Raw genomic sequence first — 15,072 nt, forward strand, 5'->3', positions numbered from 1 at the left:
AAAATAAATATCGGTCAGGCAAAAATCAACGGCTGCCGTATCGGTGGTACAGCACTTTAACCAAAGTAACAAAAGCCTCTTTATTTAAGTCAGGCATGCCGCCAATTACCAAAATCAGTTTGGTCATGCCAATATACAGAGGGAAAAAGGTCAATTCACTTTGGCCTGAAGGATCACAAATACCCCATGCGCTATTATTGATATGCAGGTTATTGCGAATCAAAAGACGGTGATTGTCTTCCATTTTGGCCACTTCGCTCGCCAAAAGGCCCAATTCTTCCGCAGCCTCGTGATGGAAATTGGCATTGGCAAAATACAAGCCGTTTTCATCAGCCAACAAAGCTTTGCCAGAATTAGACAACTGTTCCAATAATGTCGGTAATTGTTCGTCAGTCAGATGGATGTCCTCTGTGCTGATTTCCTCGTCACCGTACAAAAACTCCAAGCGTTGGAGGCGATACAATAGGTTTAAAGCGGTATTGATATCGCTGGTGTCTGCCCACGCCAAAAGTTTTTCACTGCTGATGGTTTCAGACGGCTCTGCGCGTAACAAACCATACAATAAAGTTCTGCTGGCACTAGGCGTATCGCTTGAAACGGCATAATACGCACCTGCCGGTGTAATCTTAGGATATAAATTTGATTGTAAAGAGAGTGTCGCTTCCATCTTATACCTCTAATCCGGGGTCAATTGAGAACAACATGGCAGTAACCAATTGTTTTACATCGTCTTCTCGACGTGCATCAATCTCAAAAACCGGTACATTAAAATTATTCTGTGCTAAATATTTTTGATAAACATCTACGCTTGGCAAGGAGCGGATATCCATCTTCGTTACCCCTACAACCAAAGGCGCTTTTTTTAGCAACTCTCGGAACGCATCCAAGAAGAATTGCAAATCTTTCAATGGGTTGCTTCTTGTATTATCTAAAAGAAGCACCAAGCCCATACTGCCTTGGCTCAGAATTTCCCACATAAAATTAAAACGCTCCTGACCAGGCGTACCGTAAAGGTGAACCTTGGTTTCCTCATCCAAATGAATGACACCGTAGTCCATTGCCACAGTCGTGTACCCCTTGCGGACAAGTGTCATATCGGATGCGGATGCATCGGTTTGAACTGGCGGTTCATCAGATAAAGCTGAAATTGCAGTGGTTTTACCTACGCCAACAGGACCGGTAAAGATAATTTTATTTTCTTTCATGACGTGTCCTTTACGATTTACCCAGCAACTTACGCATCAGGCGTTGCAACAGGCCGCGAGGTTGTTCTTTAGACGGACCGGCAACTTTTTGAGCCTCTTTGCTCATTGCTGTTTCAGGTACGTCTTTGCTATTCACATCAATCTGTTCATTCAAGGAAGGCGTATTGTTCGCATCTGTTGCAAACTCTGTATCTGTCGCCAAAAAGCCTGTTATATATGTTGCCGATAAATAATTCAAAATATCAGGCATCTCTAATGGCATGACTTTATAGAGAACATTCAGATTAACGGATGTTTTCGTCAGAAATGCCGACAAACGCATAGATTCCGGAACATGCGCCAAACGGGTTAAGTTTGGCCAACGCTTGAGTGTAAAGACAGTTTGCGGCGTCATCGGATAAATCAGACGGCCTGATGCAGTCCAAATAGCCATTTGCCACAAGCATGACATAATGGTAACTTTGGCTTTTTCTTTCCATTGAGGATTATCAGGAACGGCCTTACACACGACAGCCAAGTTATCGTTCTTACACAATTTCTCCAACTCATTGGCGCTGACTGTCAACAGTACTCGCTGGATACTAGGAAACACGATCAATATCGGCTTGCCTTCATGCAAGACGGCAATATCTTGGTGTCCTTGACTGGCAAATTTCAACGCACCCAACAAGCCTTTATTTGGATTAAATCGGCGAATGGTGGCTTTTCTTGCGCCATCAGAATTTGATTGTCCTTTATTCTCTTCAGCCGCTTGTTGTTCAGACGGCTCAAAAACATTCCCGCCCTGAGCCAGGCTGCGCAAAACAGGAAACAAGGTATCGAATTTAACCGGCTTGGCCAAATAAGGAGTCGTTACGGTTGGCAACTCGGAAGAAAACATCGCCACAGGTACTTCCGGATAAGTTTTCTTCGACTCTTTCCAAGCTTCTACACCTGCCGGCGTATCGGTATCAACCAATACCAAATCCGGTTTTTCATCAGAATCAGGAGAAACGATGACGTAATTCGTCGTATTGTGCATTTTAAATGCCATACGGAATACCGCCTGCTGTTGCTCACCCATCTCCTGTAACATAACCCGTATGGTTTTAATTTTTGGTAAATGATTATTCATTACTCGTACTTTCTACGATTATCTTATTTTTTTGAATATTGGTTCATTCGTTGCAAGAGACGGCTCATTGCCAAGACAACCTCTTCAGGCAGGCTGACAACACGCTCGCGCAACAGGCGCAGGAATTGTTCTAAACGTCCCCAGTCTTCGACGCGTTCGTACAAATCAAACAAGATGATGTACAGCTGCGATTCTTGAGGATACTGTAAAACAGCTTGTTCCAGAGTGCTGATAGCCAAATCCAACTGACCGTAAGCCAACAGAGATTCCACTTCTTTCAGAGCTTCATCAGCAGGTGAAGAGCTTGCACTGATGACAGAAGAATCTTTTTGAACCAAATCGCGATATTTGGCTTTCATCTGCAAAGAACTTGGCTGAATATAACCGCGCTTCAAACCAATCTCTTTAATTTGCTGTTCAGACGGCCCTTTTTCCAAATCATCAAAAATTTCGTGATAACCAAGGCTATAACCCCAACCAAGCATACGTTCTTTTACTTGACGGCCATATTGGCCCAAAGAGTGGTAAAGCTTCCACAGATGCTTGGCAAACTGCCCTACTTCTTCATTCTGATAATCCAGACGCAAGGCATCGATAATGAGACCAGCAGGTTTCGCAGAAGTTTGGATTGCTTTGTTGTATTGATGCAAAGCAGTCTCGTAACTAATCTTGTTTTTCAGGATTTTTGCACTACGCTCCGGCTTGGCAAAACCAATCACCGCACCCATCTCTTCAGGGCTGATTTCGCCAAAGTCTTTCTTGCCTAATACGATAGGCGCGCGTTTGCCCATACCTGGCATGACAATGCGTTCGGCCGAATCGTTCTCAAAGGCAATATGCTCATCGGAAGCAACTTCCAAACCGCTTTGTTCGCCAATTTGACGATCCACTTCCTGCATATTCCAACCGAGATGATGTTCGGCAAAAACGCGCAAGCGCAGGTTGGTTGAATCCAAAGCCAGACCGGCTTTCAAGTATTCGGCAACACTGTCTTCAGAAAGGGAAGCACTATGGCGCTCAAGCGTATCTGCGAGCATGTCGATATTGCCGACGCGCAGATTCAAACCGATTAATTCATGAACCAGTTTTTCCGGCGCACCGTCTTCCAAGGTATTGAGATAACCGGCCAAAGACTCTGCAGCCTTACTCTCATAACCGAATTGTTTATAAACCTGGTATTCGGTCAATGGATCGACTTCTTGTGCAGAAACAGAAGCCGTAGCATTGCTTGAGCCGCTTCCGCCCCATTCCCAATCTTGATTATCCACATTGGAAACTGTCTGATTGACTTTCTCAATCCAGTCGTTTCCATCCTCAGAGGAGGCTGTATGAGCGGCAGATTTATGGCCGCCTTTTGATGCATGTGTGCTTTGCTTGCCTGAGTTGCCTCTTTGTTCGCTACTTTGTTTATGACGAACAAAAAACAACACCAGCAAAAAAAGCACCAGCAAAAAAATAGTTAAAAGTTGATAGTTCAAGAACACCTCCCGGTCTTGTGCTGCAAACTGCATTTATTAACATCTGTTGCTTTACACGCAACTTCAACGTTATGAATTCCCCAAACGAATGATGATAACATGAATGCACTCATTTTTACATTAAAAACCCTACTCACATAAAGGACTTGATACCAATTTACAACTCAAACACACCGATGGATTCAACATGCGAGGTTTGTGCAAACATATTCATGATTCCTGCCGCCTTAAACTTATAGCCCTTATCCACCAAGACACCGGCATCCCGTGCAAATGTTGATGGATTGCATGAAACATATACTATCTTTTGGGGCAAAAACGGTTTATGTAGCGATTTGACAACAGCATAAGCCCCGCTTCTCGGCGGATCCAGCAGCATCTTGTCAAATTTTCCCCATGACTCAACAGTTTTTTCATCGGTATCGAACAAGTCGGCAACAGAAAACGTCATATTCTCGGCACAACGATTCAGGCGGGCATTTTCCCTTGCCCTATCGACCAAATAATCGGCGCCTTCAATACCGACAACCGATGCGCCACTTTTCGCCAGCGGCAAACTGAAATTGCCCAAACCGCAAAACAAATCGGCAATCCGCTCCCCTTTTTGAGGGTTTAAAAGCCTGACCGCCCTTGCCACCATCACTTCGTTCAATTGCGCATTAATCTGCGTAAAATCACCCGGTTTGTAAGGCATTTCCACGTCAAATTGAGCAAAATTATAGTTCAGAGCAGGCGCATTCTCGGGATAAAACGGCAAGGACTCGACATGATCCTGCAGCCATATTTGCCATGCTTTTTCAGCACCCGACAATATCTTATCAAACCAATTACGCAATTCGCTTAATATTTGTCCAAACGGTTGATTTACGAAACGAATGTTGAGTACGGTCACATTTCTCCCGCAATAAAACTCAACAAATTTCACTTTTACACCGTCATCATGCAGCTTTTGCAGCAAATTTCGGACATCAGGCAATTTATCGGAAACATGTTTAGGCAAAATAGAACAATGGCGGATATTGACGACATCATGGCTTTTTTTAGCCTGAAAACCGAGTTTCAGACGGCCTTTGTTATCCACTGCAACACTTAAACGTGCCCTATCGCGATAATACCAGGAGAAACCATATAAAGGAGGCAAAATTATCTCCGGTTTGACCTTACCTATCCGCTCCAATTGTTCTTCTAAAATCCGTTGCTTTAATGCAACTTGCGCACCAAAGGAAACATGTTGGAGCGAACAACCTCCACATGTATCAAAATAGCAACAAGCTGGCTCAACGCGTTCGGAAGAAGGTTTTAAAACCGTTTCGACCTGAGCTTCTGCAAACTGCTTTTTTTCTTTATGAATGGCAAACGTTACACGCTCTCCGGGCAGCGCACCGCCGATGAATACAGTCTTCCCATCGACTCTGGCAACACCCCTGCCCTCATAATCCAAAGAAAAAACTTCCGCCTCTTGATACCGTTCTTTCACACTCATACCGTTTCCGTCAGACAGCCTCTTACCGGCCGTCTGACTGCTTTCCAATACCGAAAGCGCATATTTTCTCACAAAAACACAGAGTTTCAGGTATCATGCGCCAAAAACTTTCATTTCAATCCCTACAAAAAAAAGACGACATGAAAAAATTATTCCTTGGCCTGACAGCCGCCCTTCTGACCTCGGCCGCTGCTGCAAACACACTTATTCCAGACGTCTCTCCCGCCTCTTCCGGACAACACGTCGTTATCAATATTACGCAACAGCGTTTGTTCCTCTACGACAACGGCAAACTGAGCAAAATTTATCCTGTTGCCGTCGGCAAAGCCATGACCCAAACCACTCTGGGCGAACACAAAATCGGCGCCAAAGCCTACAACCCGGTTTGGCACATCCCTAAATCCATCCAAAAAGAACGCAATGACGGCGTAAAAAGCGTACCGGCCGGCCCAAATAACCCGCTGGGCCCCGTATTTGTCCGCCTTGGCGACCCTAAATTGAGCCTGGGCATTCACGGCACCAATGCCCCTGCCAGCGTACCCGGCGTCCGCAGCCATGGTTGCGTGCGCATGAAATCGCCTGACGCATTGGAATTTGCCAAAACCATCGCAACAGGTGCTCCTGCCTCCGTTATCTACCAAATGGCAAGCCTGAACGAAGATGCCAACCAAAACTTGTGGCTGGCTGCCTATCGCGACCCGTACGACAAGAAAAACCTTGATACGGCTGCCCTGAAAAAAAGCATTGCCGCTTGGGCAAAAGCGCACGGCAAAACCATTCCTGCCGCACGTGTGGATGCAATCCTGAAAGGACGCACCGGTGCGGCAAACTGTCTGACCTGCGCCAAAGGCGTGAAACTCAAATCGCCTTTAAAATCTTTGGCATGGACCAGCGGCACGGATGCTTACAGCAAACCCAAAGTCATGCCGAAACCGGCTCCTGCTAAAGATGTGGTATTGCCTCAAGGCACTGAAATCGAAGTCGATGCTACCGACGATACAAACAAAGCAGCATCCGAACCGAAACAAAGCGTTCGTCCGACTCCGGTGAAACCGGCAAAACCAGCTGCCAAACCGGCAACCACTCCTGCCGAGACGCCTGCTTCGGAGCCTAAAGCCGCTTCCGAACCGGCTACTGCCCCGGCCTCTGCGCCTGTGAAAGAGGCTCCGGCAAGCAGCGAACCGGAAGATTTGCTGTTCTAAGCAGAACAAAACACATAACCAAAGGCCGTCTGAAACGAATTGTTCAGACGGCCTTTTCGTATAATTGGATATTGGAAATAGATGCCCCTCTTAATTCAGACGGCCTTTTTGCTTTCCAAATATTCTGACAAGCCGCGCTCGCGCAAAATACAGCTCGGGCATTCATGACAACCGCCGACCACGCCGTTATAACAAGTATGCGTATGCTCGCGAATATAATCCAACACACCCATTTCATCCGCCAATGCCCAAGTTTGCGCTTTGGTTAAATACATCAAGGGCGTGTGGATTTGAAAAGCGTAATCCATGGCCAGATTCAGCGTAACATTCATCGACTTGACGAACACATCGCGACAGTCGGGATAACCGGAAAAGTCGGTTTCGCACACGCCGGCAATGATATGGCGTATCCCCTGCCCTTTGGCGTAAATGGCGGCATAAAGCAAAAACAAAGCATTGCGCCCATCTACAAATGTATTGGGCAGGCCGTCTGAAGCCGTTTCAATCGCCGCCGTATCATCCATCAAGGCGTTATGCGTAATCTGTTGCATTAGGCTCAAATCGAGCACGGTCTGCTTCACGCCCAAATCTTGGGCAATCCAACGCGCGCGCTCCAATTCGATGGCGTGGCGTTGTCCATATTGAAAAGTGATGGCCTGCACATTTTCAAGGCCATAGGTTTGAATTGCCTGAATCAGGCAGGTTGTTGAATCCTGCCCGCCCGAAAAAATAACGAGGGCCTGCTGTTTTTCCATAGTAAATTCCTAGTTTTGTTAACGCGGGAGGTTTGCGAACCGCGTGATTCGAAGATTGACGGATTATAACGGATTTCGTCTATAATCACGGCACTTCATTTTCTTTTATATAGCATAATCATGAGCATCTACGCCCTGAAACCAAAATTTCAAAACCTGTTGCGCCCCATTGTTAAGCGACTGTATCAAAAAGGCATTACTGCCAATCAGGTTACCCTGTTTGCCTGCACCGTTTCCATTTTGATCGGTTTGCTTTTAGCATTGTTTGCAGGTGTATCCACATTATTCTGGCTTTTGCCGATCTGGTTGTTTGTCCGCATGGCGCTGAATGCGATGGACGGTATGCTGGCACGGGAGTTCGGTCAACAATCGGCATTGGGCGGCTATTTGAATGAAATCACCGACATTGTCGCCGATGCTGCTTTGTATCTGCCTTTTGCCTTTATCGCGCCCTTCGGCGGTGTGCAAATTGCCCTGTTTATTTGGCTGGCGGCAATGACTGAGTTTTGCGGCGTTTTGGGGCAAATCCACGGCAACGGCCGGCGTTATGACGGGCCATTCGGCAAAAGCGACCGTGCATTCTTTATCGGCGCATTGGCCGTATGGTATGCAGTCGCCGGCAGCTTCCATTCTCTTTTCTATATCCTTATGTGGCTCGCCTGCGCGGCATTGGTTTATACCTGCTACAAACGTGTCATCAATGGCTTGAAGGCCGTCTGAAATTTATCCACGTTCTTGGGTTAATCATCATTGATTGGAGTATTTAAACCCATCAACCTGTTTTACTGAAAACAAGAAGGCCGTCTGAAACCATAAACTATCGGTTTCAGACGGCCTTTTATCCGTCAGCCAAGATAACTTACTGTTTACCCAGTTGACTGTAATCTACCAACATATACTTGGCAGTAATTTTCTGTGAAGCATTGCCTTCGTCGCCCATCAAAATCATCTGCGGCTTGCCGTTAACGGTAATCGAATCGACGGCTTCAACGTTGGTGATGTGTTGCAGATTAGGCAGAGAGATTTTTTGCGGTTCATCGGTCGGATTACCGCTCCAAGTCCACAGTTGCGAGAATTTCTGTCCATTCTCATCCTTCACTTCATTGGCAATCACATAGGTTTTCAACACAGGATCATAGTTGAGGGAACGGATACCGCCGCCATCAATATCAATCACCGCCACTTCATCAAATTCAGGTTTGGCGTTGCGCTCAAATACATCTTTCGGATTGCTGATAAACGCGACCAAAGCCATGTTGTTGAACTCAGGATCACGAAATCCCAAAACGAGACGTTTTTTCACCGGATCAAACGCCATGCCCTCAATATTGATTTCTTCAAAAGAAACTTCAGCCTTGGTTCGCTCGCGAATCAAATCATGCAGCTTATGATCGGTTTCCAAAACCTGCGTCAAATTGTCGTAACTGGTCAGCCCCAACACATTGCCGTCTTGGATTTTAAAGCGCATCAGGTGTTCGCGGTCGGGCGAACGGTTGCCTTTACGGGTGCGCGAATGTGAAGTCAGCGCGTAGATAAAGCCTTCATCATCGCGCGCCAGAGCCTCCAAGTCGCTGAGACGGCGTTTGAAACCGGTAATCACGCGCGTATCCAATGCCTCGTCTTCCACAAACCTGCCGGTTTTATCAATGCTGACAATACTGAACGCATGGTTGGGTTCGTCTTCCGCAATCAACAAATTGCCGTCCAGAAGCTGTTGTACGGCGGAAGGCTCATACACACCGTTAAACATATTGATTCCCAGCGAACGCAGCTCTGCCGCATTGTTGGCCGGCGGTATCAGCAATGACGGCAATGTTTTCACGCCGATAAATGCCACCAGTGAAGCCAGCAAGCCCCAGCGGAATACCGCGTAAGACAAATTGATGTATTTGAACTGTTTGTCCGCCAACAAACCAAGCCAATAAAGATGGTCGCTCATCTTTTCATAGATTTGTTTACGGTCGCCCATAATCTCCTGCATCATTTCCCAATATTGATCTTTTTGCAGTTTCACACGGTCTTCATAAATCAAAATATTGGGTTGGCTGCCGCCAAAAAAGCGCGTTTCGGTACTGCTGAGACGGGTTTTCAAATCCTTCAGCTTAGAACGGCCGCGGATAAAATCCTTAAACCATGTCCGCGCCGCCTGCATTTTGCCGATACGTTCCGGCGAAGCAGAAAGCAATGCAAACACGATAGACGCGGCGGCAGTAATCATAAACGTACTGGCCGGAATCAGAAATTCGGGCGACGATGAAAAAATAAACGCACCCGAAATCATCAGTGCAGACACGATAAAACCATTCAGCGAAATCATAATATTCGCTTTGGTTGCCGCCAGCGCCAACAATTCCATCTCCGAGCGTACGGCATTGCGGAACATGGTTTCCACGCCCTTATTCGTACCCAACAAATCAGGCGCATTCAAATCTTCGGCTTTATTTTTTTTCTTTTTCGCCTTGTCTTTTTTGCGTTTGGCTTTCTTTTCACTTTTTTCAGACGGCATCTCAGGATGTTCAACTGCTTCCTGACCTTCTACCGCCTCCTGAATTTCTACCGCTTCAGCCGCAACACCAACTTCGTTTTCAACAGTATTGTTTCGATCGCGATCCCAAAAATCAACGTCCTGTTGGGAATCGGCAGATATACCGCCGTTTAAAGGTCTGCCTTGGTCGCCCATCTGCTTCTGCCGGCCGTCTTCCTTCCAATCATTCAAATCCATATCATGACTCCCAACATCAAACACTTTGAATTAAATGGAAAATAAAAAGCATATTTAGTTCATTTATTTTAGGTAATTTACATGCCGCTTACATTCTTTAAATACCTAAATAGCAAACTGCCGCAGAACCCCAAAGTCCTGCGACAACCCGCTTTGCATCAAAATATTAATAGTCGATGCGTTCTTTAATAATTTTCAAATCAGGATAAGACAAAACAATGTCGTACTCACGACCATCTTTAAAAGCCTCGATATCCAACACAGGCTGGCCTCGACGGCTATCGGCTTCAACATCGTGAACTTGATAGCCACGTTGTTCCAATATTTTTACGGCTTTAGCACGATTTTGCTCGAAGTTTTTGTCGCTGTAGATTTTTTGTTCAATGTAATCGCTGGCACCGGCAGTAGCGGCAGACAAAGCAACGATGGCGGTCAATAAGAATTTTTTCATGTTTGATTTCCTTTTCAAATGTGTATTCGGGTTTCGATGGATGTATTAAAACACAGTAAAATTAGCAGTTAATTAGTGCTTGGTTAAACGCAGTAAAGGCCGTCTGAAAACTGTTCAGACAGCCTTTAACCTTAATCATCAAATTTCAAACGTATTGCTCAAGTGTAAATCCAGAGAGTTAGAAACAATGAAAAGCCTGCAGCGAATATTCACCCAACAAATGGAAAAACCATGAACAACTTTTGCGAAATCACCTTTTGCCAACAAATCGGCAGCAACAAACAACACAACCAAGATGCCCTTTTTAACGGCGAGCAAGTGTTTCAATATAAACTCAAAACCGCTGAAACACGTCTTGAAACCCGTCCACGCTTTATCATCAGGATAGCCGACGGCATTTCCAATAGCAATCGTCCCGAAAAAGCCAGCAAATTAGCCATGCACCTATTAAGCCATACAACCAAACTCAGCCGTCAAACCATCAATCATGTACAAACCGCTTTATCTAAAGAGTTGGCAGAGGATTATTTTGGTTCCTCAACCACTTTTGTTGCCGCCGAAATCGACCAAACCACCGGCAAAACCAAAATCATCAGCGTAGGCGACAGCCGCGCCTATTTGATTGATACACAAGGAAAATGGAAGCAACTGACCCAAGATCACTCGATACTCTCCGAATTGCTGGATGGTTTGTCGGATAAAAAAGAAGAAGGGTTTGCCACCATATATGGCGGTGTTTCTTCTTATCTAGTAGCAGATTATTCCGATTTCCAAGACAAAATGTGCCATGTCGAGCTTACGCTTAAAGCAGGAGAAAGCCTGCTGCTTTGTTCAGACGGCCTAAGTGACGCTCTTTCAGAAGAAATAAGAGAAAAAATTTGGCAACAATATGATAACGATAAGTCCCGTCTGACTGTATTTCGTAAATTAATGGCGAAACAAAAAGTTTATGATGATATGTCGGTAGTAGTTTGTAAGGTTATCCAAACGCCCTCTATCTAACTCTTTTAACAATCACTGTCATCAGTTTTAAGTGAAATTTGAAACCATCTTTTACCATATCTCTCCATCATTGCATTCATCCGTCTATCGGATAATCATTGCATTTATTCGATATGTCATGATACTGTTCAAAAAATATGACTATTAGGAGTTTCTCATGTCCGAACAGCAAAAATTCTTTTCAACCCAAGACGGGACTTCGCTTTTCTACCGCTATCGCCCTGCTGCCGATGGTTCTTCCGATAAAGCCATTGTGCTGTTTCATCGCGGACATGAGCATTCCGGCCGGATGATGTTTGTGGCGGATGAGCTGGGTTTCAACGATTTTTCCTATTTCGCTTGGGATGCGCGCGGTCATGGTTACAGCCCCGGTGAACGTGGCGATAGTCCGAGTATCGGCACTTCGGTTGCTGATGTAGATGATTTTATCCGACACATTCAAAGCGAATACGGCATCAAACCTGAAAACATCTGCGTGATTGCGCAAAGTGTCGGCGCGGTATTGGTTTCTACTTGGTTGCACGATTACGCACCGAAAATCCGTTGCGCCGTATTGGCTTCGCCTGCGTTCAAAGTCAAACTCTATGTTCCGTTTGCCCGTACCGGTTTGAAACTCATGCAAAAATGGCGCGGCAATTTCTTTGTCAACAGCTACGTCAAAGCCCACTATCTGACCCACAATGTCGAACGTCAAAAAAGCTACGACAATGACCCGCTGATTACCCGCGCCATTTCTGTGCGCATCCTGCTGGGTTTATATGAAGCGGCCGAACGCGTCGTTGCCGATGCACAAGCGATTACTACGCCTGTACAACTGTTAATTTCAGGCAGCGATTGGGTCGTTCATCACAAACCGCAACACGATTTCTACAATCGTTTGGGCAGCCATATTAAAGAGCGCCATATCCTGCCCGGTTTCTACCACGATACTTTAGGCGAGCAAGACCGTGAAATTGCGTTTGTAGAAATGCGCCGTTTTATCCGCGAGCGTTTCAACCAACCTTTGCAACCAGTTGATTTAACCCAAGCACATTTGTACAGCGACAGCCGCCGCGAAGCTGACGAACTGGCTACGCCTTTGCCTATTTGTTCGCCACGCGGCGCATTTTGGGCAATATATCGTGCCTCGCTCAAACTGGGTGCGCGCTGGAGTGAAGGCTTGAGAATCGGTCAAGAAACAGGTTTTGATTCAGGCAGCACGCTGGACTACGTCTACCGCAATCAACCGCAAGGCAGCAACGCTTTCGGTGTATGGGTGGACAAATACTATCTCAATGCCATCGGCTGGCGCGGCATCCGCCAACGCAAAGTCAATATCGGCAAAGCCATTCAGACGGCCTCAGCCAAACTGCGTGAAGCAGGCAAACCTGTACACGTTTTGGATATTGCATCCGGTCATGGCCGCTATGTATTGGATGCCCTGACTACCGATACGTTGCCTGATTCCGTACGCTTGCGCGATTACAGCCCGATTAATGTCGAAGCCGGACGCAAACTGATTGCCGAGCGCGGCTTGCAAAACACGGTAACCTTCAATGAAGTCAATGCCTACGACCGCGCCAATTATCACGATTTACAGCCGCGTCCAACGCTGGGCATCGTCTCCGGCCTGCACGAATTGTTTGCCGACAACGATTTAATTTTGAACTCACTCTACGGCTTCGGCGAAGCCATTGAAACCGGCGCCTACCTGATTTACACCGGCCAACCTTGGCATCCGCAACTGGAAATGATTGCCCGCGCCCTGACCAGCCACAAAGCAGGCAGCCCAAACTGGGTAATGCGCCGCCGCAGTCAACAGGAAATGGATCAGCTGGTTGAAAAAGCCGGTTTTGAAAAAATCCATCAATGGATAGACGAAGACGGTATTTTCACCGTGAGCTTGGCAGTGAAGAAATAAAATATAGGCCGTCTGAACAAATTTTTAACTTTCAGACGGCCTTATTAAACCATGTACCTATCCATGAAACCCGCCCTCAAAACCTCCCTAATCAAGCTGATTTCAGTCGGTATCCTGTTCTACACCAGCTACGGCCTGTCCAACCATTTTGCGGCATCGCTGGACTATGTGCCTGAAATCGCTTTTGCATGGGAGCGCAATATTCCGTTTTGGGCATGGACGATTGTGCCTTATTGGTCGCTAAACCTGATGTATGCCGCGGCATTTTTCCTTTGCCGTGATACACATGAACAAAACCGATATGTAGCGCACCTTGTAGCTGCCCAACTGATTGCGACTCTTTGCTTCGTGCTGTTTCCGCTGCGTTTCGGGTGGTCTAAACCGCCTGCCGATGGGCTGTCGGGCTGGCTGTTTGATTCATTGGCTGCATTTGATTTGCCGTACAACCAAGCGCCATCTTTGCATATCGCGTTGGCGATTATCGTGGGTGCGTTTTATTGGACGCGCTTTCCAAAAATCCGCCTGCCGCTTTTCTTATGGCAAAGCCTGATTGCTTTGTCGGTATTGACGACTTATCAACATCATTTTATTGACGTGCCAACCGGAGCATTGCTCGGCTGGCTGGTGTTGTGGGCTTTCCCGCGTCAGATGGCTTCACCGCTAAAACTGGGCTTGAGTCATGCACGCTCACAAAAGATTGCGCTGCTGTATTTACTTGGTGCGTGTTTGATGGCTTTACCTGCGCTGCTGGGTGGCGCGTGGCTGTGGTTGATATGGATTAGCATGTCTTTGTTGATGGTGGCTTTTGCCTATTTGACTGGAAATGCAAACGTATTCCAAAAACAGGCTAACGGTAAATTATCGGCAGCAGCGACGGTTTTACTATTGCCTTATCTAGTGGGCGTACGGCTAAACATGGCGTATTGGTTACGCGGTAAAGCGAAAACGGTACCAGTCCACCATAATGTATGGATTGGCAGCGTTTTAGGGATTTCAAACCATCAGCCTGCGGTATTGGATGTATGCGCCGAATATCCCTGCCGTAGCCATCAAGGAGAATATCGCGCTCTGCCTTTACTGGATATGGCAACGCCGTCTGAAAACGATTTGGTTCAGACGGCCTTGATATTGGAAACCTTGCGCCAAAAACACGGTAAAGTATTGGTATGTTGCGCTTTAGGTTATGGAAGAAGTGCCGCAGTGATGCTGACGTGGCTGCTGGTCTATGGTGGCTGCAAAGACTTGGCGCAAGCGAAGGCCGAACTCAAACAGGCTCGGCCGCAAATGGTATTATCGCCGGCCACTGCCCAAGCAGTCGAAGCTGCGGCCAACCGTTTAAAACAAGGATAATGATGGACAACGCAACCGATAGCCGTATTACTGCCCACCTACTCTCTACCGCACATTATATTGCCGTCTGCAATGCCCTGCTGCTTGCCTTATCGGCAAAATATGGCGGCACATGGTTTGCGGTGCAACTCGTCTTAGCAGCGGTTTTGTTGTACTGCCATATCCGCATTCACTTCGACCGCCGCGTGTTCCAAGACTTTGCCGACAACCGCTACTCGCCTGAAGACTTTGACCAATCCTTACAGCAAAACGGTTTGCGCCAAATTTCAGGCAACCGTACTTTGACCCAACGGATAAACGGCGCACTTTCCTTATGGCGCAAATGCTTATACCTGACCGCCGCCCAATTTTTAATTTTGCTTATCCAAAGCATTTGATTATTTTGCTGATTTACTCAAATCGAATCCTTA

14 protein-coding genes and 1 riboswitch are annotated in these 15,072 nt (G+C 46.5%); of the genes, 6 read left to right on the plus strand and 8 right to left on the minus strand.

The window, feature by feature from the left end:
• Positions 1-25 precede the first annotated feature (25 nt).
• The 5 genes from HMPREF2711_RS05940 to rlmD form a co-directional block, all read right to left on the minus strand.
• A complete protein-coding gene (locus HMPREF2711_RS05940; RefSeq protein ID WP_003748732.1) occupies positions 26-667 on the minus strand; it encodes a hypothetical protein in 642 nt (213 codons plus the stop codon).
• Position 668: 1 nt separating this feature from the next.
• Entirely contained in the window at positions 669-1,205 is a 537-nt protein-coding gene (locus tag HMPREF2711_RS05945; RefSeq protein WP_003748733.1) for a GTP-binding protein, read from the minus strand.
• A gap of 10 nt (positions 1,206-1,215) precedes the next feature.
• Positions 1,216-2,319 carry a response regulator gene (locus HMPREF2711_RS05950; protein WP_003748735.1) on the minus strand — a complete coding sequence of 368 codons (1,104 nt, stop codon included), beginning with the start codon at positions 2,317-2,319 and terminating at the stop codon, positions 1,216-1,218.
• Positions 2,320-2,342: 23 nt separating this feature from the next.
• Entirely contained in the window at positions 2,343-3,830 is a 1,488-nt protein-coding gene (locus HMPREF2711_RS05955) for a hypothetical protein (protein WP_003748738.1), read from the minus strand.
• Between the two features lie 124 nt (positions 3,831-3,954).
• The gene (rlmD, locus tag HMPREF2711_RS05960; protein WP_003748740.1) at positions 3,955-5,280 is read right to left on the minus strand and encodes a 23S rRNA (uracil(1939)-C(5))-methyltransferase RlmD; all 1,326 of its coding nucleotides are present in this window, start codon (positions 5,278-5,280) and stop codon (positions 3,955-3,957) included.
• A gap of 140 nt (positions 5,281-5,420) precedes the next feature.
• Here rlmD and HMPREF2711_RS05965 point away from each other — a divergent pair, with 140 nt between their 5' ends.
• Positions 5,421-6,482, plus strand: a complete 1,062-nt coding sequence (locus HMPREF2711_RS05965) for a L,D-transpeptidase (RefSeq protein WP_070615891.1) — start codon at positions 5,421-5,423, stop codon at positions 6,480-6,482.
• A 95-nt stretch (positions 6,483-6,577) separates the two neighbouring features.
• Here the strand turns inward: HMPREF2711_RS05965 and queC are convergent, their stop codons facing one another.
• Entirely contained in the window at positions 6,578-7,237 is a 660-nt protein-coding gene (gene queC / locus HMPREF2711_RS05970; RefSeq protein WP_003748743.1) for a 7-cyano-7-deazaguanine synthase QueC, read from the minus strand.
• A gap of 3 nt (positions 7,238-7,240) precedes the next feature.
• Positions 7,241-7,286: riboswitch (PreQ1 riboswitch) on the minus strand.
• A 71-nt stretch (positions 7,287-7,357) separates the two neighbouring features.
• Between queC and HMPREF2711_RS05975 the strand changes: the two genes are divergently transcribed.
• Positions 7,358-7,957: a CDP-alcohol phosphatidyltransferase family protein gene (locus tag HMPREF2711_RS05975; protein WP_070615812.1), complete on the plus strand. Its 600-nt coding sequence runs from the start codon at positions 7,358-7,360 to the stop codon at positions 7,955-7,957.
• A gap of 139 nt (positions 7,958-8,096) precedes the next feature.
• On the opposite strand, the gene HMPREF2711_RS05980 is transcribed toward HMPREF2711_RS05975, so the two are convergent.
• Both HMPREF2711_RS05980 and HMPREF2711_RS05985 read right to left on the minus strand, forming a co-directional pair.
• A complete protein-coding gene (locus tag HMPREF2711_RS05980) occupies positions 8,097-9,959 on the minus strand; it encodes a Pycsar system effector family protein (RefSeq protein WP_070615814.1) in 1,863 nt (620 codons plus the stop codon).
• Between the two features lie 166 nt (positions 9,960-10,125).
• Positions 10,126-10,410, minus strand: a complete 285-nt coding sequence (locus HMPREF2711_RS05985) for a PepSY domain-containing protein (protein WP_003748751.1) — start codon at positions 10,408-10,410, stop codon at positions 10,126-10,128.
• Between the two features lie 231 nt (positions 10,411-10,641).
• Here HMPREF2711_RS05985 and HMPREF2711_RS05990 point away from each other — a divergent pair, with 231 nt between their 5' ends.
• The 4 genes from HMPREF2711_RS05990 to HMPREF2711_RS06005 all read left to right on the plus strand — a co-directional run bounded on the left by HMPREF2711_RS05990 (position 10,642) and on the right by HMPREF2711_RS06005 (position 15,039).
• Complete coding sequence (locus tag HMPREF2711_RS05990; RefSeq protein ID WP_003748753.1) at positions 10,642-11,412, plus strand: PP2C family protein-serine/threonine phosphatase; 771 nt, start codon at positions 10,642-10,644, stop codon at positions 11,410-11,412.
• A gap of 157 nt (positions 11,413-11,569) precedes the next feature.
• A complete protein-coding gene (locus HMPREF2711_RS05995) occupies positions 11,570-13,312 on the plus strand; it encodes a bifunctional alpha/beta hydrolase/class I SAM-dependent methyltransferase (protein ID WP_003748755.1) in 1,743 nt (580 codons plus the stop codon).
• Between the two features lie 51 nt (positions 13,313-13,363).
• On the plus strand, positions 13,364-14,662 hold the full coding sequence (locus HMPREF2711_RS06000; RefSeq protein WP_003748757.1) for a phosphatase PAP2/dual specificity phosphatase family protein: 1,299 nt from the start codon (positions 13,364-13,366) through the stop codon (positions 14,660-14,662).
• A 2-nt stretch (positions 14,663-14,664) separates the two neighbouring features.
• Positions 14,665-15,039, plus strand: coding sequence for a hypothetical protein (locus tag HMPREF2711_RS06005; RefSeq protein ID WP_003748759.1), 375 nt, complete (start codon positions 14,665-14,667; stop codon positions 15,037-15,039).
• The last annotated feature ends 33 nt before the right edge of the window (positions 15,040-15,072 follow it).

It is taken from the genome of Neisseria sp. HMSC070A01, from assembly GCF_001810165.1.
In the GTDB taxonomy this organism is placed as follows: domain Bacteria; phylum Pseudomonadota; class Gammaproteobacteria; order Burkholderiales; family Neisseriaceae; genus Neisseria.

Coding starts and splice junctions, on each gene's coding strand:
- HMPREF2711_RS06005 (WP_003748759.1), top strand. CDS start 14,665: ATGGACAACGCAACCGATAGCCGTATTACTGCCCACCTACTCTCTACC.
- HMPREF2711_RS05965 (WP_070615891.1), top strand. CDS start 5,421: ATGAAAAAATTATTCCTTGGCCTGACAGCCGCCCTTCTGACCTCGGCC.
- HMPREF2711_RS05975 (WP_070615812.1), top strand. CDS start 7,358: ATGAGCATCTACGCCCTGAAACCAAAATTTCAAAACCTGTTGCGCCCC.
- HMPREF2711_RS05995 (WP_003748755.1), top strand. CDS start 11,570: ATGTCCGAACAGCAAAAATTCTTTTCAACCCAAGACGGGACTTCGCTT.
- HMPREF2711_RS05950 (WP_003748735.1), bottom strand. CDS start 2,319: ATGAATAATCATTTACCAAAAATTAAAACCATACGGGTTATGTTACAG.
- HMPREF2711_RS05955 (WP_003748738.1), bottom strand. CDS start 3,830: ATGCAGTTTGCAGCACAAGACCGGGAGGTGTTCTTGAACTATCAACTT.
- HMPREF2711_RS05985 (WP_003748751.1), bottom strand. CDS start 10,410: ATGAAAAAATTCTTATTGACCGCCATCGTTGCTTTGTCTGCCGCTACT.
- HMPREF2711_RS05980 (WP_070615814.1), bottom strand. CDS start 9,959: ATGGATTTGAATGATTGGAAGGAAGACGGCCGGCAGAAGCAGATGGGC.
- HMPREF2711_RS05945 (WP_003748733.1), bottom strand. CDS start 1,205: ATGAAAGAAAATAAAATTATCTTTACCGGTCCTGTTGGCGTAGGTAAA.
- queC (WP_003748743.1), bottom strand. CDS start 7,237: ATGGAAAAACAGCAGGCCCTCGTTATTTTTTCGGGCGGGCAGGATTCA.
- rlmD (WP_003748740.1), bottom strand. CDS start 5,280: ATGAGTGTGAAAGAACGGTATCAAGAGGCGGAAGTTTTTTCTTTGGAT.
- HMPREF2711_RS06000 (WP_003748757.1), top strand. CDS start 13,364: ATGTACCTATCCATGAAACCCGCCCTCAAAACCTCCCTAATCAAGCTG.
- HMPREF2711_RS05990 (WP_003748753.1), top strand. CDS start 10,642: ATGAACAACTTTTGCGAAATCACCTTTTGCCAACAAATCGGCAGCAAC.
- HMPREF2711_RS05940 (WP_003748732.1), bottom strand. CDS start 667: ATGGAAGCGACACTCTCTTTACAATCAAATTTATATCCTAAGATTACA.